This window comes from Gracilimonas amylolytica, from assembly GCF_002911695.1.
Lineage (GTDB): Bacteria > Bacteroidota > Rhodothermia > Balneolales > Balneolaceae > Gracilimonas > Gracilimonas amylolytica.
This window is the reverse complement of the sequence record NZ_PQBS01000034.1, coordinates 24,100-42,808: the sequence shown is the minus strand read 5'-3', so window position 1 is coordinate 42,808 and position 18,709 is coordinate 24,100. Positions and strand designations below refer to the sequence as shown.

Below are 18,709 nucleotides of genomic sequence, written 5' to 3'. Positions count from 1 at the left end.
AAGATTAAGATTACTTACTCTTCTTCATTATCATCATCGACTGAGTCTGAGTCGTTAGTTATTCCTTTATTTCCAAATTTTAAATTCCCAATGTTAGTTGATTCAAATAACTCTTTAAAAGCTTGTGACTGAGAATCTCTAAAAAGTTGCATTGATTCTTGAAATTCAGTTGAAACTTGAAACGCTAATGCATTTGCCAAATCAGAATTAATCTGAACTTTAATATTCTCAAAAACAGTTGAAATACTTTTCATGGCGTCAGATATACTACGCGCTGGTAATTTTGGCTTAGCATTACCAAGAACACCAAGTAATTTTGTTCTATGTTTTTTCAATTCTTTTACTTCATAGATCCGTAACAATCTGTGATGCATAACTTTATTTCGAATTGGTATAACCCGATCAGTTAATTCATCTTCTAGTTCAATCCATGTTTTTTGATCATCAAAATATTTAGAAAATACATCATCCCATATCGACACTGTTTTACTTTTTTCCGCCAGATCAATTCTAAGTTCATCCATTGAATTTTTTTTAAGAAGTAATTCTTCTAAATCAGAAACAGTTAATGATTTATTTTTTGGCCACTGAGTAAACTTTCCCGTTACAATTTCAATAAGTCCACTGAACATTGTAAACTCAACAGGATGGTGGAGTTCTTCCTCTTTCTTATTTGAACTCTTTGCTATTTCTTCTGCTCGTTCTTTTAATTTATCTGGAATTAACCGATCCCACCAATTAAAGCCTACAACCTCAATCATAGCTTTACTGATAAAATTTCTCAGTTCAGTTTCAATGTCTGATAAAATATTGTAAGCTTCCTTCCTTAATTCATCCCCAAGCTCGTCTCTTGCTCGAAAGGCTCCTTCTTTGTAAACATTAAATCTTTCATAGCAGGCATTAACATCATTCTTACCTCCTTTTATTGTTAACACATAGAACTTGTTACTCTGATCAATTTCATATTCTACATCAAATCGTTGTAATTTTCTTGCTACACCTTTTTCCAATTCTTCTTTTTCATGAATTCGCAAATCGAGCCAGTATTCAAGAAGATATTTTCTATTTGAACCCATTAACTCCCCTCCACAACTTCTATTTCTTCTTTATTCAACCCATACAACCCATAAACCATCTCATCAATCTCGGAATCGGTTTGGGCGATTTGGGTTTTGAGCTCGTCGGCCCGGGATTTTTGTTTTTGGAAGTAGTCCATCCATTCGGCTTCTTCTTCGAGGGTGAGTTTGACCTTCTTCTTTTTCAGCTCTTTCAGGAATTGCTTGAAGGTGAGCTCGTGCCAGCTTTGGAGTTTCCGGCTGAGTTTCTCGATGTCGAATTTGGATTGGAGTAAATCACAAAGAGCATCGGTATGTTTTTGAAGCTCATTATTCAATTCGATCATTTGTTCCACAAGATCATCCAGTTCTCCATTTAATTCAGGAATAGGAATTTGTCCAAAGTATTTCCAGATCAACTGACAACCTCCCCGAATTTGCGTGCAGTATTTTGTAATCAGCCACCAACCCATTTTGGAATTTAAAATCCCAAGAAGGCTTTTTTCTTCAGTTGGAATAATCCACATAGAATCATTGCAATACAATCCTTGCTCATCATAAATAAAGCAGGGACTGACCTGAAATTTTTGATACATGATTTTTGGCTTATGAAATAATTCCCAATACTCAATTGAATCTTGTGTCTCAAACCACTTACCACTTGATTTCTTTCTACTTCCTTTTTCTCCAGATTGCTCTAACCTCTTTTTTCCAAATTTCAGTAAATATTCTTTAACCGATGGGTAATCATCTATATCCAAACTAAATGCAGGAAATGTCGAGATTAAATATTTCTCAATTGGCTTCGCTACCCATTTTTTTATATCCCTACCTCTAAGTACTGGATTAATGATTTCTTTTGCTTTAGAATCTTTCTCAATCAACTCATTTTTTTCTTCTTCAGAAATCATAAAGCCTTTAGTAAAACCAGTCTTTATGCCATAATTTGCATTTCCACCTACATACTCATCTAAAGAAACTAGTGCCTTGTTTAATTTTTCTAAAAGTTCATTTTCTCTTTTTGAAGAGATAACCCAAGTCTTACCACTGAACTCTTTCGTAGCAAATGTTTCCAAGTTAGAGAGGACATTGGTATTAAAATCTGCTTCACCGGCCGAAACCAAAACCGCCACATCAAACTCATCTTTCGGCTCATCATTTCTGGCTACAAAAATACACGGATACGTTGTTGCACCTTCAAATATCTGAAGATCACCAAAATCAATAAATTGAATCAGTTCTTTAGTTAGGAAAAATTCCCGCAATGGTTTTCCATAACCGGCCTGCAACCATTTATTTGGCATGATGTATGAATAAATCCCTTTAGGTTTTAACAGATCAAACCCTTTTTCAACAAAAATGGCATACAAATCTCCACGTTTGGTGAAAGTTTCATAGCCTTGTTTCTCTAAATCTGTTGAAGTCTCTTTTATCGTTTCCAGTTTCACATAAGGCGGATTCCCAATCACCACATCAAAGCCGCCGTTTTCAAATACGGACGGAAATTCGGCTTCCCAGTCAAAGGCTTTGTCGCCGGCTACCTCGGGATCGTCAATCAGCGAGTTTCCGCACTTAATATTGTGGTTCAGCGAGGTAAGCTTGCGTCCTTTTTGGGCCGTTCGCAGCCACAGGCTCAGCTTGGCGATCTCCACCGACTCTTCATTGATATCCACCCCAAACAGGTTCCGCTCCAGGATCTGATTTTCCACATCCGGCAGCACCATCGACTCACCCAGCAGCTTGGCCTGCAGTTCATCCACATAGGTATGCTCGGCAATCAAAAACTCCAGCGCCTGATTTAAAAATGCACCACTTCCACAGGCGGGATCACAAATAGTGAGTTCCAGCAGCCACTCACGGTAGGCTTCCAGCTTGTCGAGCAGGGCTTTCTTGGTTTTCTTTTGTCGGTTCGGGCGGTAGTCTTCATCGTCAATATCCAGCTCGGCTTTCTGCTCCTCGCATAACTTCCCCACCGTATGTTCCACAATGTACTTGGTGATGTACTTGGGCGTATAAAACACGCCATCTTTTTTGCGGCGGGTTTTGGAGGTGTCCACTTCTTCCCCTTTCAGTTCCGCATTGATCTCCTCGATCTCGTTCAGCGAATGCTCAAAAATATGCCCGAGAATGTTGACGTCCACCTCGCTTTCAAAATCATAATTACTTAGCCGGTCGGTATGCTCATACAGAATTTCATCGGAGATGGAGAGTCCGTCCAGCAGTTCATCTTCCAGGAACAAACCGCCGTTGTATGCAAAAACATCGTACTCTTTTCCGCTATGCCCTTCATTCAAATACTGAAAGATTTTTTTGAACCGATCGTACAGCGTCACTTCCACATCGTAATCATCCCGGAGCTCGGTCCACCGTTGAATGATCCTCCTGATGAAATTATACGGCACCAGGTTACGGTCTTCCGCAAAAAAGATGAACAGAAAGCGGTCCAGCAATTTCTGCGTTTTCTTGAACAACAGCACTTTGTCATAATCGGGATTCCGATCCACAATATCCTCAAACAGCGCCTGCTTAAAGTTGGAATAATCCTTGTAGAGCTTTTTGGTGACGCTTTCCTCTTCCTCCAGCGAGTCATCTTTGATCTTTTTGGGGATGTCCCTCGTAAAATTCGGATATGCGAGACACAGCCATAACACTTTGAAATCCTCTTTGGTGAGCGTGAAGAGGTTGAACTCGATGAAATCCACTGCGTTATCAATATAAAACCGCAGCTTCTCGAAGTTGGAGATGATGACGTATAGGGCATCGGGCTGTTTGTTCTTATATCCAAACGCCTGCGTTTCCACTTTGCCAAGATCGGTGGTTTCGGTTCCCTTCAGCTCAATCACCCCGCGGACTTTATCGCCATCCAGCAACGCCCCGTCCGCCTTTTTGGAATCATTAAGGTTCTTCTTTTCTGCAACCAGATTATAATTTGGAGCCGGTTTCATGGTGTATCCAAGCACATTCACAAATAAATGCTCTAAAAATCCTCCCTGATATTCCTCTTCTTTGGCATCCCGAATGTTCTCCTGAATCTCTGCATTGTGGAAGTGAGCCGTAAAATTCTCCCAGGCTTCCTCCACCTGCTTGTCTTTAATCCCCGATAAATATTTGTTCAGTACCGCGTTTTGGAATAATGGCATAGACTAAAATCTGTTTCTTATTGAATATCTGTTACTGTATAGCATGAAAGAACCTGCGAGCGTCTCCCGATGCTTCGGGACAGCGTTCGGTTATAGGGCTTAAACCCGTAACGCTCGCAGGTCCTATCGGACGCTGCGAGGTTACTCTAATTTATCACGAAATCCATCTGATGGATTGCCTTGGTTTAAGTCAATTGAATAACAACGGATTATAGGGAAAGCCACACAATAATTAAAAATCAAAACCCCGTTATTCGCCAATTTAGATGGAAATCCAAACCTTATCACTTTATACCTAATATTTTCTCAAAATAATCACTTACTGCTCTCCAGTCTTTGAACTCATCTGTACCAAAATGAATATGAGTTCCCTCAAATTTATCCACTCCCCGGGCTGTGCGGTCATCAATAAGAAAATCTCCCATCACTAAATTCTTATGATGACTGAGAATCAATCGCTTATAAGCGAATTCACCTAAATATTTCTTTACCCAATTCAACTTATCAGACCATGCGGAAGGATTTTCCCAGGGAGCGGTTGAAACTATGTACGTATCGAAATTATCGCTGAGCCATTTGTAGGTATCTATGGCTCCTTCCATTGGATCCATAAGGGCAAAAATACCGGGCACTTCATCCAATCGGTCATTAAACTCTTGTATGATGTCTGATGAGAGACGGTCTATACCTGACCTGAAATCTACCAACACATTATCCATATCAACCAAAACCACAGACTTTTCTTTATTTGTCATATTTCTCCCGAATTTGAGGTTAGCTTTATGTTCTGTTCAAATATACCTCTCACCCCTGACAGATCATGTCACCCCTTATCTATTAATTTTGATCAGATCTATCCTCCCACCCGCATTTCATTGCCACCCATATATTTGCTGAATATGTTCTTCAGCTTTCTTATACTACTTTATATTAAAATTTTTTAATATATCGCATCGGGTAAACAACACACCTTTTACGGCAGGCTTTATAAACCCTTTTGATGGTTGGTAATACGGTATAACATTGATGAAGAAACTGAATTTAGAAAACATATTTCAGCATTCTCCTACTCCTACCTCTGTGATTGAGGCTAATGATCCGGAGTTTAGGTTTGTGAAGGTAAATGACGCCTATTGCCGCATGACACAGCGCTCTGAATCGGAACTGATAGGCAAGGCCCTGTTCGAGGCTTTCCCCGCAAATCCTGATGAGAAAAAACCAACGGGACCTGAAAGGCTCCTTCAATCTTTTCGAAGAGTTATAAAGACACGTCAGCCGGATGAACTGGAAACGATCCGTTACGACATCGTTCTGGATGATGGCCAATACAAGGAAGTGTACTGGAGAGTCATAAATACCCCGGTGCTATCTGAGGATGGCGAGGTTGAGTACATCACCAATTCAGCCAGCTGTATCACGGAGCAGGTGATCAGTCAGCGCATCAATAATATGATGCTCAATAATTCTGAGGACAGCTTTGTATTGGTTGACCGAGACCTGATGGTCAAAAACTTCAACCGACAGTTTGCCCAAAATTACCTTGAGATCTTTGGCCGTAAGGTAGAAAAAGGACAATCGATCTTGGATCTCACTCTGCCTGAGCGAAAGGAGGCCTTAAAAGAACGATACGTAAGTGTTCTTAAAGGCGAAACTATTTCGGATCTACTGAAAGTGCCTACCAAAAGCGGTGGTACCCGATATTTTGATATCAAATATAAACCGGCCAGGGATGAACACGATGAGATCGTAGGCTCTTTTGTCTCCCTGATCGAAAAAACGGCCGAGCATAAGGCTCAGGAAAAGTACCAGCAGGTGGTGGAACACAGCACCAATATGTTCTTTAAGCACGATGCCGAGGGTGTTTTGACTTACGTTAGTCCACAGTCCAAATACTTTCTTGGGTTTTCTCCTGAAAAAGCCATGCGAAAATGGACGGAATTCATCACCGATCACCCCCTCAATAAGATCGGTGAGCAGCATACCCGGAAAGCACTGGAAACGGGTGAAACTCAACCTCCTTATGAATTACAGCTGAAAACTGCTGACAACCGCATTATCTGGGTTGAGATCCATGAGGCTCCGGTGGTTGAAGATGGCAACGTCACCGGCATTGTCGGATCACTGTCTGACATCACCGAACGGAAAACGTATGAAGAGCAGCTGCAGAAAAGCCTTGAGCGTTACGATTTTGCCAGTAAAGCTACCCGTGATGCCATTTACGACTGGGATATGGAAGAAGATACCCTGCATTGGGGAGATGGGTTGAAAACCCTTTTTGGTTACGATACCGGAAATCAGGTGAATTCCCTGAAATTATGGTCTGATAACGTGCACCCTTCTGATATAGACCGGGTTCAGGAAGAACTGGATCAAACCCTGAATGATCCGAATTTGAATCAGGTAGAGTATGAATACCGGTTCAGGCGTGAAAATGGAGAGTATGCCTACGTCCATGAAAACGGTTATGTGATCCGGAACCACAAAGGTAAAGCCATTCGTATGATCGGAGCGTTGCGGGATGTGACTGAAAGCAAACAAGCTGAATTACAAACTCACCTTCAGCATCAGGTTGCCCAGTTTTTTAAACATGAGGACCGCTTACATTCTATCTTAGACCATTTGTTACACTATCTGGCTGAGTATGAAAAATTCAGCCTTGCCGAGATCTGGCTGGTTAGTGCCACAAAAAATCACTTAAATCTCATGGCCTCGTTTGCCAGAAATAACATTGGCCGGACATTTTATAAATACAGTAGATCTGTAAATAAATTCGGCTACGGAGAAGGACTGCCGGGGCTGGTATGGAAAAACAGGTCCACAGAAACCTGGGACAACCTTTCTGAAAACCCCGCATTCATACGAAATGAAGCGGCAAAAGAATCTGAACTGAAATCGGCTACTGCTTTTCCCCTCTTTCATAACGATGACTTTATTGGCGTGCTTTTATTAGGCAGCGAGGAACCGGCACAGATCAACCGCCATAAAGTTCGCCCTTACAAAATACTTCAGGATTTTCTTGGAGCTGAAATACGCCGGAAACAGCGCGAAGAAGAAATGCAGCTTCTGTTCAAAAGCTCGCCGGATATCCTGGCCATTGCGGCATCTAACAATCGGTTCATAAAAGTAAATCCCGGTTTTTGTGAACTGATGGGATATTCTGAAGAAGAGCTCACTTCACAAAATTTCCAAACCTTCATTCACCCTGATGACCTGGATGACACCAACAAGGAATATGAAGAAACGGTAACCGGTGAACGAAATGCCAATAACTACATAAATCGGTGGATCACAAGATCCGGTGATACACGATATATCTCATGGCGATCCTCCGAAGTATTTGGAGAAGATAACTTTGTCTTCGCCTTTGGGCGTGATGTAACAGATAGAAAGATCGTCGAACAACAGATCATTGAAACCAACAAAAAGCTTAAAACGGCTCAGGAAATTGCTTCACTTGGATACTGGGAATTGAATCTGAAATCCCGTGATCTGTACTGGTCGGATGAGGTTTTCAGAATTTGGGGTTTAGATCCAACTCAGGAACCTCTGGTCTTCGAAGATTTTAGAAATACGGTCCACCCCGAAGATCTGGATGCCTTTGATGCACAACAATCAGCCGCTATTTCAGGTGAAGAAGCACTGGACATTGAACACCGGATCATTCTGCCGGACGGTACCGTTAAGTGGGTTCATGAGATCGGTAAGATCATCCATAATAAAAAAGGGCAACCGATACTATTTGAAGGCACCGTTCAGGACATCACCGAGCGCAAGAAAGCCAGAAAAGCCCTCGAAAAATTAAACCGGGACCTTGAATTACACGCTCAGGAATTAGCCGCTTCCAATGCTGAGCTCGAACAATTTGCTTACGTGGCTTCACACGACCTACAGGAGCCTCTCAGAATGGTCACCAGCTTCCTCACACAACTTGACAAAAAATACAGTGACGACCTGGACGAAAGAGCCAAAAAATACATCCATTTTGCCGTTGATGGTGCACAGCGTATGCGGCAGATCATTCTGGATCTGCTTAATTACTCAAGGCTGAATCAGGATAAAAAACAGCGGGAATCCGTGGATCTGAATGTGATCCTGGAAGAAGTGAAGACCTTGGAACGCAAACATATTGAAGAAACCGGGGGTGAGATCATCACAGAATCACTTCCGGTGGTTTACGCCAATCCCGGGCCGATCAAACAGGTGTTTCAGAACCTGATCAACAATGGATTGAAATATCACAAAGAGGGTGCTTCCCCGAAAGTAGAGATCACATATACTGAAACGGATACCCATTGGGAATTTAAAGTAAGTGACAATGGGATCGGCATTCGTAAGGAATTTCAGGATGGTATTTTCCAGATCTTTCAGCGGCTTCATACGCGGGATGAGTATTCCGGAACAGGCATTGGCCTGGCTATCACGAAGAAGATCGTGGAACGGCACGGAGGCAAGATCTGGCTGGAATCGGAGGAAGGCAAAGGCAGTACCTTCTATTTCACCCTTTCAAAAGAAGAAGCGATCTAAAACATTTTTGAACTTTAACCACAACACGACACAACATTTGGCATAACGGACACCTGAATGATAACCCTGAAAAAAATATGGAGATGGTATAAGCATAAGGTCACGGAGAACTGTACCGACGACCTGGTTGCTATAACCTCATTGGTTTACTGGCAAAATAAGCTGTTTGCAGCCTCGGTGATCTATCTGATCCCTTTAAGCCTGATGACCGTCATTCCCGGGTTGTATATGGTATATGTGGAAGGATTATTCGGACTTTTCATTTCTGACATTGTGACCATCGCGGTAGTATTATCCGTGGCCTTTTATTCAGGCTGGGAGGTTAAAACCCGAAAGATCCTGTTTAACGGGGCTCTGTATCTGACCTCTACGGTTCTTCTGTTCTACCTTGGCTCATTTGGCCCGGGATTACTGTATCTGCTGGCTATCACTGTATTTGTGGTGCTTAGCCTCGGTAAAGTATATGGGTACACAGCAGTTGGTTTGAACATCTTGATCTGTGCCGCCATCGGGACCTTGATCTACTATGATTACGGAAATTTTGAGATCATTCATGGCTACGGAGTGGATACCTGGATCGCTGTATCAACGAACCTCATATTTTTGAGTGCGGTTTCCGTGTACATCATCCCTATCCTGTTTGACGGACTTCAGACCGCCATTATCCGGGAAAATAACTTAAGAACAGACCTGGAACTGGAAGAAGCTCAGCTAAATCAAACGGTAGATAAGCTCAACGAAAAGAATCAGGAGCTGGAGCAATTTGCCTACTCTATTTCACACGACCTGAAGGAACCCCTCAGAATGGTGAAAAGCTTCATGGGTTTACTTCAGAAAAAGTATGGTAAAAAGCTCGATGAGAAAGCGGATCAGTACATTCATTTTGCCGTTGACGGTGCCGATCGCATGCAATTACTGATCGATGACCTGCTTGATTATTCCCGTGTAGGACGCTCGGGAACTGAAAAAGTATCTGTTGATTTTAACTCTGTTTTAGAGGATGTTGAGCAAAACCTGGGGGCATTGATCACCCAGCATGAGGCGGAAATACATATTGAACATACCTTGCCGGACGTATCGGTTTTCAGGCAGGAAATCATCAGGGTTTTTCAGAATTTGATCAGCAATGGGATAAAATTTCACAAACCCGGTGAGAAACCCATAATTCACATTATCTGTACCGATAAACAAACGCACTGGCAGTTTGAGGTTCGTGATAATGGGATCGGTATCCCCGAAGAAAACCTGAATGAAATTTTTGAAATTTTCCGACGCCTGCACTCCGGTAGCGAATATCCCGGAACCGGGATCGGTCTTGCCATTACCAAGAAGATCATAGACCGGCATGGCGGGAAACTTTGGGTTGAGTCTGAAGTTGACACAGGAAGCACCTTTTATTTCACTTTAAAAAAGTGATAGCAGCATAAGATGAGTATCAGTAACCCCAACAAAACCAAGAAACCATGAAGCCGAAAGAGATCCACATACTGTTAGTAGAAGATAACGAAGGCGATATCGTATTAACCCGGGAAGCCCTGGATGAAGGACGGATCAAAAATTCGATTTCTGTGGTAAGGGATGGCTGGGAGGCGATACAATATCTTGAAAAGAATGAGGGATACGAAGATGCCATTGAACCTGACCTGGTGCTGCTGGATATCAATCTCCCTAAAATGAACGGCCACAAAGTGCTTCAGCATATCAAAACTCATGATGAGCTGAAACACATCCCCGTTATTATGCTTACCACCTCTTCTGATGATGTGGATATTATCAAGTCATATAAAAATCATTCCAACTGCTATATCACCAAACCGGTGGATATCAACAGTTTCATTGACGTCATAAGTACGATCGAGGATTTCTGGATCTCTATCGTGCAGTTACCACCTAAAACCAACTAATTTCTGATTACCTTACCGCTATGGGGCAAGATCTAAAACTACTGATCATAGAAGATAATCCGGGGGACTTTGTACTCATAGAGGAGTATCTGTCCGATATATGGGATTCAGTCAACATCGACCATGCCGAAACTTTCGATGAATCCAAAACCCTCCTGGAAACCAATCAGGATTATCATTCTATACTGTTGGATCTGTCCCTCCCTGATATGAGTGGCGAGGCACTCGTGAAAAAAGTAGTTGAACTGGCCGGCGGCATACCGGTCATCGTACTCACCGGATATGAAAATCAGGAATTTGGCCTGAAGACCCTCAGTATGGGTGTGGCTGATTATGTGTTAAAAGATGAGATCACTCCTTATTTCCTCAATAAGGTGATCACATACAGTATGGAGCGGAACCGGATCAGGCAGTCCCTCAAGAGCTCTGAAACCAAGTACCGGGAGATTTTCAACCTCTCCCCTCAACCCATGTTCCTTATTGATGTGACCACAAGGGATATCGTGGATGTTAATGAAGCGGCCATCGACCAGTACGGTTACTCCAAAGAGGAATTCATTCAAATGAACCTGATCGATATTCGTCCTGAAGACACCATCGATCAATTCACATCTGTGATCGAAAAGATCGATAGTAGCGGTACACAATTTTACCTCTCCCATGTGGTCCACCGGCGCAAGAACGGGGAAGTTTTTGATGTTGAGATCAGCACCAGTGAGATCGTGCTGGATGGGAAACCCATGCGTATGGCTTTGGCTGAAGACATCACTCACAAGATCGAAGCTGAAAAAGCTATTAAACAAAAAAGTAAGTTGCTTGCTGCCAATGCCCGCGTAACCGGTGCCTTGATCAAGTATGAAGACTGGTTGAGCGCCTTAAATACCACACTTGGCATCATTGGAGAAGCCGCCGATGTGGACCGGGTCTATTATTTTGAAAATCACGAGGATCCTGAGAACGGCGACTTGCTTTCCAGCCAAAAAATTGAGTGGACGGCTGACGGAATCAGTGCTGAGTTGGATAATCCGGAACTGCAAAATATCAGGCTGGATGATTACCCACTTATTTTTTCGGAATTGAACGAAAGAAAAGTATTCCAGATGCTGGTAAAGGATATTCCGGAATCCCGTTTTAAAGAGATCCTTATCTCTCAGGGTATTGTGTCCATTCTTCACTTTCCCATTTTCGTGGATGGCAGGCTACATGGATTTATCGGATTTGACGATTGCAAAAATGAACGAATTTGGAGTGATGAAGAAGTACAATACCTTCAAACCATCGGTTCAAACATTGCGAATGCCATTAAACTGCGTAACACCACCGAGAAGCTTAAGGTAAATGAATACAAGTTCAAGTCTATGGTGGAAGAAGGCGGTGACCTGATCCAGATCATAGATGAGGACGGAAACTTCGAATTTGTCAGCCATAATGTGTACAAGATCGTTGGGTGGAAGGCTGAGGAACTGACCGGAAAAAACATTCAGGATTTCATCAACCCCCAGGATCTGGAAGCGGTAAAAGAGGACTTTGCTCAGATCAGGGATCACAAACAAATAGAAGTTCGGCCATTTCGGTTCAAAAATAAAAACGGCACCTGGGATTGGCTGCAATGTTCGGCTACCAACTTGACGGATGATGAGATCATCAACGGTATATTACTGACGGCCACGGATGTAACCGAACAAAAATATTATAACGAACTTCAGCGACTGGAACGGGACGTCCTGGAAAAGAATACCGTCCGCTCCGGTTCAACCAAACAAATTGCATCAGAATTTCTGATCGGTATAGAGCGTTTACATTCTGATATCAAAACCTCCATTACTCTTATTAAAAACGGGAAATTATCCAACTTTTGCTCCCCTTCCATGCCCGTGGAATACCTGAACGAGATCGACGGTGTGGCAATTGGAGAAAATACCGGATCGTGTGGCACCGCCGCCTATCGAAAAGAACAGGTGGTGGTTTCAAACATTTTCGAAGATCCCTTGTGGGAAGATTTCAAACACCTTGGTGAAACGTATAACTTTGGTGCCTGCTGGTCGCAACCGATCTTTGATGCTACCGGAGAAGTATTTGCCACCTTTGCGGTCTATCATGAAACACCCTCACTGCCTACCAAATTTGAACGAAATACGATCGAAAGAGCCTCACAAATAGTCAGAATACTGTTTGACAGTGAGGAAAAGGAACGAGCCGAAAAAGAACTCCTGAACAGTGAAAAACGCTTTAAGGCCCTGGTTCAGGAAGGCGCTGACCTGATCGGAATTCTGGATGAATCGCTTAGATTCAAATACGTGAGCCCTTCTGTTGGCAATGACTTCAATGAGTATATGGGCATGAAGGCCATTGACCTGGTGCACCCGGAAGACAGGGCCCGGATCAGCCATATGCTGGAACAGCTGACCTACGAAAAACGCATCATATTAGAACCCTATCGCTTGCAGGATCAAAATGGCAATTACTTTTGGGTTGAGACCATCATCACCGACATGCTGGACGAACCGGCCGTTGCAGGATATGTGGCCAACTCGCGTAACGTGACCCAACAGATCAAAAGAGAGGAGAAACTCAGGGAACTTTCACTGGTAGCCGCTAAAACTACGGATGCGGTCATTATAACCGACTGCGAAGGATTGATCACTTGGGTCAACTATGCATTTATTGAACTGACCGGATATAAATTCAGTGAAGTCATTGGTAAAAAACCCAGTGATTTTCTTCAAGGCACCGACACGGACCCTGCCACTGTTAAGGAAGTCTCAAAGGCCATCCATGACGAAAAATCGATAGAGACGACCATTCTTAATTACACCAAAGATGGCGAGGCCTACTGGCTGAATATGAGTATTGATCCTATTTTCAATGACGCCGGTGAATGCACTCACTTCATCGCCATTGAACGGGATGTGACCGAGAAGATCAAAAAAGAAAAAGAACTGCAAGTCAGCCTGGAACGGTATGATATTGTAAACAAAGCCACAAGTGACACCATCTGGGATCTGGATATCAAAACGGATCGAATGCTGTACAACAGTAACATTCACAACATGTTTGGGTACAGCAAAAAAGAAGTGGAACAGGTAGGCACCTGGTGGCGCGAGAAGATCCATCCCGATGATATTCATGTAGTGGATGATGCGTTGTCAAACGTTCTGAAAAATGGTGCCGACCGGTTTCAAATGGAATACCGATTCAAAGCGGCGGATGGCACCTATAAATACGTTTTTGACCGGGCATTTGTGATCAAGGATGATGATGGCAATCCTGTTCGTATGATCGGCGCTATGCAGGATGTGACACAAGCACGAAAGGAAGAAGAACGGTTAAAACTGCTTGAGTCGGTTATTACCAATACATCTGAGTCAGTGGTGATCCTGAATGCTGAAATTGGCGAATATGGCAGAGAGATCATCTTCGCGAATACAGCTTTTACAGAACTCACAGGCTATGCCCCGGACGAGGTTATTGGCGAAACCTTACATTTTCTGAACGGACCTGAGACCGATGACCGTGTTCGGGCGAAGTTGCGTAAATCCATGGATACCTACCAACCCATTGATGTAGAATTCATCAACTACAAGAAAAACGGTGAGAAGTTCTGGGTCAACACCTCTATGGTTCCTGTTCAGAATAAAAAAGGCGAATACACGCATTGGGTGGCCATTGGCAGGGATATCTCAGAACAAAAGCAAAATGAGGAAGCTATTAAAGCCTCCCTCAGTGAAAAAGAAACCTTGCTTGCAGAAATACACCACCGGGTAAAAAATAACCTGGCCGTGGTATCCGGCATGATGCAGCTGCAAGCCTTTGAATCTGACAACGAAGACCTTCAGAACAAAATTTACGACAGTGTGGTCCGCATAAAAACCATGGCCAACGTTCATGAATTGCTCTACCAATCCAACAGTTTTTCCCAGCTTGAATTTTCAGATACCCTGAAGAAACTGGCTGAAAATATCTCACAAACCCTTCAGACCGGTTCAGAGATAAACCTGAATATTGACTGCGCACCAATCAAGTTGAATATCAATCAGGCTATTCCTGCCTCCCTTATAGTAAATGAAGTATTAACGAATGCCTATAAGCATGCATTCAAGGATGGGAAAGAAGGTAATATTCAGTTCAACCTCACAGAAGTGGATGATAACATTACCATAGAGATCAAAGATGATGGATCCGGTTTCCCTGAAACATACATTGAAGAATCCGGTTCTCTCGGTACTCACCTTATTCAGGTCCTGACTGATCAGATCAACGGTACCCATATGTACAAAAACCGTGAAGACCGGCCAGGTGCGCTCTTTAAACTCACCTTCAACCGTCATGAAACCAAAAAAGGTATTGGCAACGCCAGCATGAATTAGATGAGGAAGCACTACCTGAGAGTGCCTTCTTTGAAGTGAGTAAATCTGATCAAGTACTTTTTTGCTTTTTTAAAGATCATAGATCCTGAAAGAAGACAAACCTGAAATGTTTTCTTTTTGTTTACCTGCCCATTAAAATGAATATTGCTTAACCACATCATTAAAAAGAATCACCTTTTTTCTGTCCGTTGTTTTGAATAGAAAAGGCTCTACATCTTTGGCCATTTCTTCCATATCAAGTTGCTGGCATTTTTCCAGAACGACTTCTTTTAAACTTTTGGCATTGGATACTGAAATTTTATCCTCAAGATAATCGTAGTCAGGCCGGATGTTACGCCCCATCAGAAAAACCATATCAAAGAAGTCTCTGCCTTTATTCCTGTCCCGATTGACAATAGCATATAACTTTTGAGCCATCAGGAGTGGCAATGGCGTGGTTAAAATAGTGGTAAATACCTCGAACCGGTTTAGTACAAACCGTTTGGGCTCATAATCGAAATGCTGGGGCTCGGTATCTAATTGGATAAGAATCTTTTCCTTTTTATGGCCAGACAATCCTTTCTCAAACAGTAATCCCGGACACTTTATATGGCAGTGCCAGGCTCCTTTCATCACGGTTCTCATTTCGGTTTCAAACCCCTCTCTGGTGAGTTCCTTTCTAATATGTCGGGCCACTTTTTCAAATTCATCTTCACTTAACGAGAGATTATCAAAATCAAGATCTTCAGAAAAGCGCTGATTACCATGTACGATTCGAAGGCATGTCCCCCCAAGAAAGCACAGACCTTTGGCATACGGACTTTCAAAAATGATCTCCAAGATCTTGTACTGCAGATACTCTCTCAATAAAAATTTCGGATAGCGGTGTAACTGATCCGGATAAAAGGATTGGATTTGGTCAAGCGTTAGCATTCAAAAAGTCCTTTAAGTGATTAATCCGATTTTGCAGTGCATTGGACCCAATATGACTAATGTACGTATCAAGTTTCTCCATAGATATGCGTGCTGAAATTTCTGCGGCATTCCACCGAAGGCTTTCAAAATCCGCAGGACTCTCTAATTCACTGTGCAGGTATAGATAGTCAATAATTGTTTTTTCAGGTCCGGCAATGGCATAGTGATGACCATCCCACTGCTGAAGATGATAGCCAAAAAATAAACCTGATTTTAAGTTTCGGTAAGCAAAATTACCTATTGGCGTTTCAAAGGTATTTGTCTTTACTGTAGTGCATGAAGTGATTTGAAAGACCCCTTCCGGTATAAACCCGTAAACAGACAAGGCTGATTCCAATGACACATAGGAGGGGCCGTAAATGACATTTGCACAATAGAACAGATAAGCCTCATCAACCTTGTAATCCGTGAACCGATAATATCGATTTCGCAATTTTTGGATGTAACCTTTCTCCTGCCATTCTACCAGCCTGCGATTGTCGAAGTTTGGGAAATGCTTCTCAATCTCACGGACTGAAAAGACCGGAAACTCTCGCATGCTTTCTTTGAACTCAAGATAGGTCATGATTTTTCATTTCTATTTATTGTTAATAATAACAATTTTTAGAAATAAAATCTCTTTTTATCTACCAGACTAAGTCTCATCTATGACTAGACCTGATAAAGCCATGAAAGCCGAATATATATTCTATACAGCTCTATGATTAATTAAGGATGAATTTGAGGCAGCCTCAATTGCTTTTCATATTCTGCTTTCATCAATCTTCTCCACGTACATCAGATACTGTTATCTGATATTTCTTATCTAACCTGCCGCCTTTTATGATTTGTCTCTTTCCTTTACCTAGATCTATGTCAGACACATCAAGCCTTTTAAGCCAATTATGATCATGTTTTTCTGCTAAATAAAGAAACAAGCGTTTTACCTTTATTGAATTGCAACCCTCTAAAAGCATTTGCACAACATTTGGTCTTAATGTCATCAAACCTTCCATAAGGTAATTTGCTTCATCCCAGCCTTCTCGTTTTGGCAAATCATAAAGATACTCAAGTATTGCTTGTTCAGGAGAGGACATATTGAGCTTTACGCCATCTATTTCCATTTTTGTTAGCTTGTTTTCATTACTAAATAGATTAGCTGATCTTATTATCACCTCACTATCCCATTTTCGTTTAGAAAACCACCGGGGAAGTTTTTCTGAAGGTTTCTTCCAAAGGAGTATCTTTTCATTTTTTCCTAATCTGATAAAATGTGCCAAACCGATGAGTTCTAAAGCCGATTTACCACCTACATGGATGCTATAACCCCCTAACTCTTGAAGTGCATACACAGCACCGGCCCAGGTTATTCGCTCATGAGGTCTTTTATAAGCACCCATTCCAAAACTTTCTAACCAACCACTTTTTTTATAGGAATCCGCTAATTGACGTGATACCCCTTTTTCACGTAACCACTCGGTAGTTATAACGGTTCTTTCGGGCCACGCCTGCAATATTTGGTTTATTTTATTCATTAATTGTAAAGTAATAGTTTACTTTTTTGCAACAAATTAAACTAAACAGATTTTAAGTAATTATATTTAACTTCTCAATTTACCTGAAAACTACCCTTCAACTCATGAAATCCATCACTTTTAACAGAGAAGAGCTTTATAACCAGTTATGGGAAAAACCCATGACCAAGATTGCCAAGGATTACAACATCAGTCTATATCAGCTCACAAAGGTTTGTGATGAATTGGAGATTCCAAGGCCGGAATCCGGCTACTGGTCGAAATTGCTAAATGGATATAAGATTAAGCAAAAGCCGCTTACGGAGTTTAAAACGAATGAGTATAAACTCGTCCTCTATAATGAACCGAAAGTGGATTTAAAAGAACAGCTGCCAAAGTCGTTTAAGACCATAACCTTTAAAAAGAACCTAACCGGACTCCATCCTCTGGTAAGAAAAACATACAAGTATTTAAAAGAAGATCGGTATGGAGACAATTACGGCCGATTAAAACCATTTGGCAAAGGGTATTTGGGCATATTGGTCTCAAATAATCTGATGAAGCGTGCTATCCTTTTTTATGATGGGCTCATCAAAGAATTAGAACGACAAGGCTTTCAAGTTGCTGGAGAAGGTTCTCATAAAGTGACTTATACCTCCGTCAAAATTGGTGAGGAAAAGATTTATCTACGCTTGGAAGAAGCAGGTTCATATAACCGAACTAAAGCTAAATCTGAAAGCTCCTGGAATGAGTACGACTACGAATATTATACCACTGGTAAATTGAGGCTGCAGATTTCAAAATTTGACTCAAATTACACCGCTAAAACAATTTCAGATACCGATGACCTCAAACTGGAGTATCAAATTGAAAAGATCTTTAACACTATACTACTTACTGCTGAAGAAGCTAAGAAGTGGCGTATCAAAAGAGAACAACAGGAAAAACGATATGAACAACTGCGCATCATAAGGGAGCGACAACAACGTGAGCAACAATTAGAGAACCAGAAAAGAGCGGATTTAGAGCAAGCATCTACCTCCTTCACAACATCACAGTATATCTATGCATATATACAGGAAGTTGAAACACAGTTACTAGCCAATACACTTTCAGTTGAGCAATTCCAGAAATTCGTAAAATGGAAGAAATGGGCCTTGAAACATGCAGATAGGCTGAATCCGGTTAAGCAAAAAATTGAGTCGTTCTTGCAAACTGATACGGAATCAGCTACAGATCCAAATAAATTAAAACTACTCTAACACAGAGTAT

The 18,709-nt window shown here is 41.9% G+C and carries 11 protein-coding genes; 5 read left to right on the top strand and 6 right to left on the bottom strand.

Annotated elements, in window-relative coordinates:
- Window positions 1-14: 14 nt before the first annotated feature.
- From C3B73_RS07650 to C3B73_RS07640, 3 genes are all read right to left on the bottom strand, one after another.
- Window positions 15-1,076, bottom strand: coding sequence for a hypothetical protein (locus tag C3B73_RS07650; protein WP_103665011.1), 1,062 nt, complete (start codon window positions 1,074-1,076; stop codon window positions 15-17).
- On the bottom strand, window positions 1,076-4,195 hold the full coding sequence (locus tag C3B73_RS07645) for an Eco57I restriction-modification methylase domain-containing protein (protein WP_103665010.1): 3,120 nt from the start codon (window positions 4,193-4,195) through the stop codon (window positions 1,076-1,078). Before C3B73_RS07645 ends, C3B73_RS07650 begins: the two co-directional genes overlap by 1 nt.
- A 284-nt stretch (window positions 4,196-4,479) precedes the next feature.
- Window positions 4,480-4,950: a 5' nucleotidase, NT5C type gene (locus tag C3B73_RS07640; RefSeq protein ID WP_103665009.1), complete on the bottom strand. Its 471-nt coding sequence runs from the start codon at window positions 4,948-4,950 to the stop codon at window positions 4,480-4,482.
- 271 nt (window positions 4,951-5,221) lie between these two features.
- Here C3B73_RS07640 and C3B73_RS07635 point away from each other — a divergent pair, with 271 nt between their 5' ends.
- The 4 genes from C3B73_RS07635 to C3B73_RS07620 are packed head-to-tail and all read left to right on the top strand — an operon-like array spanning window position 5,222 to window position 14,990.
- Complete coding sequence (locus tag C3B73_RS07635) at window positions 5,222-8,719, top strand: PAS domain S-box protein (RefSeq protein WP_103665008.1); 3,498 nt, start codon at window positions 5,222-5,224, stop codon at window positions 8,717-8,719.
- 57 nt (window positions 8,720-8,776) lie between these two features.
- Complete coding sequence (locus C3B73_RS07630) at window positions 8,777-10,135, top strand: sensor histidine kinase (protein WP_103665007.1); 1,359 nt, start codon at window positions 8,777-8,779, stop codon at window positions 10,133-10,135.
- 47 nt (window positions 10,136-10,182) lie between these two features.
- Window positions 10,183-10,623 carry a response regulator gene (locus C3B73_RS07625; RefSeq protein ID WP_103665006.1) on the top strand — a complete coding sequence of 147 codons (441 nt, stop codon included), beginning with the start codon at window positions 10,183-10,185 and terminating at the stop codon, window positions 10,621-10,623.
- A 20-nt stretch (window positions 10,624-10,643) separates the two neighbouring features.
- Window positions 10,644-14,990, top strand: a complete 4,347-nt coding sequence (locus tag C3B73_RS07620) for a PAS domain S-box protein (protein WP_103665005.1) — start codon at window positions 10,644-10,646, stop codon at window positions 14,988-14,990.
- 132 nt (window positions 14,991-15,122) lie between these two features.
- On the opposite strand, the gene C3B73_RS07615 is transcribed toward C3B73_RS07620, so the two are convergent.
- The 3 genes from C3B73_RS07615 to C3B73_RS07605 form a co-directional block, all read right to left on the bottom strand.
- Window positions 15,123-15,902 carry a nucleotidyl transferase AbiEii/AbiGii toxin family protein gene (locus tag C3B73_RS07615; protein WP_103665004.1) on the bottom strand — a complete coding sequence of 260 codons (780 nt, stop codon included), beginning with the start codon at window positions 15,900-15,902 and terminating at the stop codon, window positions 15,123-15,125.
- A complete protein-coding gene (locus tag C3B73_RS07610; protein ID WP_103665003.1) occupies window positions 15,889-16,509 on the bottom strand; it encodes a type IV toxin-antitoxin system AbiEi family antitoxin domain-containing protein in 621 nt (206 codons plus the stop codon). Before C3B73_RS07610 ends, C3B73_RS07615 begins: the two co-directional genes overlap by 14 nt.
- A gap of 193 nt (window positions 16,510-16,702) precedes the next feature.
- The gene (locus tag C3B73_RS07605; protein WP_103665002.1) at window positions 16,703-17,458 is read right to left on the bottom strand and encodes a type IV toxin-antitoxin system AbiEi family antitoxin; all 756 of its coding nucleotides are present in this window, start codon (window positions 17,456-17,458) and stop codon (window positions 16,703-16,705) included.
- A gap of 104 nt (window positions 17,459-17,562) precedes the next feature.
- Here C3B73_RS07605 and C3B73_RS07600 point away from each other — a divergent pair, with 104 nt between their 5' ends.
- Window positions 17,563-18,699: a hypothetical protein gene (locus C3B73_RS07600; protein ID WP_103665001.1), complete on the top strand. Its 1,137-nt coding sequence runs from the start codon at window positions 17,563-17,565 to the stop codon at window positions 18,697-18,699.
- The last annotated feature ends 10 nt before the right edge of the window (window positions 18,700-18,709 follow it).

Excerpts from the sequence above, each read along its gene's own strand:
- C3B73_RS07650 (WP_103665011.1), bottom strand. The coding sequence starts at position 1,076 with ATGGGTTCAAATAGAAAATATCTTCTTGAATACTGGCTCGATTTGCGA.
- C3B73_RS07645 (WP_103665010.1), bottom strand. The coding sequence starts at position 4,195 with ATGCCATTATTCCAAAACGCGGTACTGAACAAATATTTATCGGGGATT.
- C3B73_RS07640 (WP_103665009.1), bottom strand. The coding sequence starts at position 4,950 with ATGACAAATAAAGAAAAGTCTGTGGTTTTGGTTGATATGGATAATGTG.
- C3B73_RS07635 (WP_103665008.1), top strand. The coding sequence starts at position 5,222 with ATGAAGAAACTGAATTTAGAAAACATATTTCAGCATTCTCCTACTCCT.
- C3B73_RS07630 (WP_103665007.1), top strand. The coding sequence starts at position 8,777 with ATGATAACCCTGAAAAAAATATGGAGATGGTATAAGCATAAGGTCACG.
- C3B73_RS07625 (WP_103665006.1), top strand. The coding sequence starts at position 10,183 with ATGAAGCCGAAAGAGATCCACATACTGTTAGTAGAAGATAACGAAGGC.
- C3B73_RS07620 (WP_103665005.1), top strand. The coding sequence starts at position 10,644 with ATGGGGCAAGATCTAAAACTACTGATCATAGAAGATAATCCGGGGGAC.
- C3B73_RS07615 (WP_103665004.1), bottom strand. The coding sequence starts at position 15,902 with ATGCTAACGCTTGACCAAATCCAATCCTTTTATCCGGATCAGTTACAC.
- C3B73_RS07610 (WP_103665003.1), bottom strand. The coding sequence starts at position 16,509 with ATGACCTATCTTGAGTTCAAAGAAAGCATGCGAGAGTTTCCGGTCTTT.
- C3B73_RS07605 (WP_103665002.1), bottom strand. The coding sequence starts at position 17,458 with ATGAATAAAATAAACCAAATATTGCAGGCGTGGCCCGAAAGAACCGTT.
- C3B73_RS07600 (WP_103665001.1), top strand. The coding sequence starts at position 17,563 with ATGAAATCCATCACTTTTAACAGAGAAGAGCTTTATAACCAGTTATGG.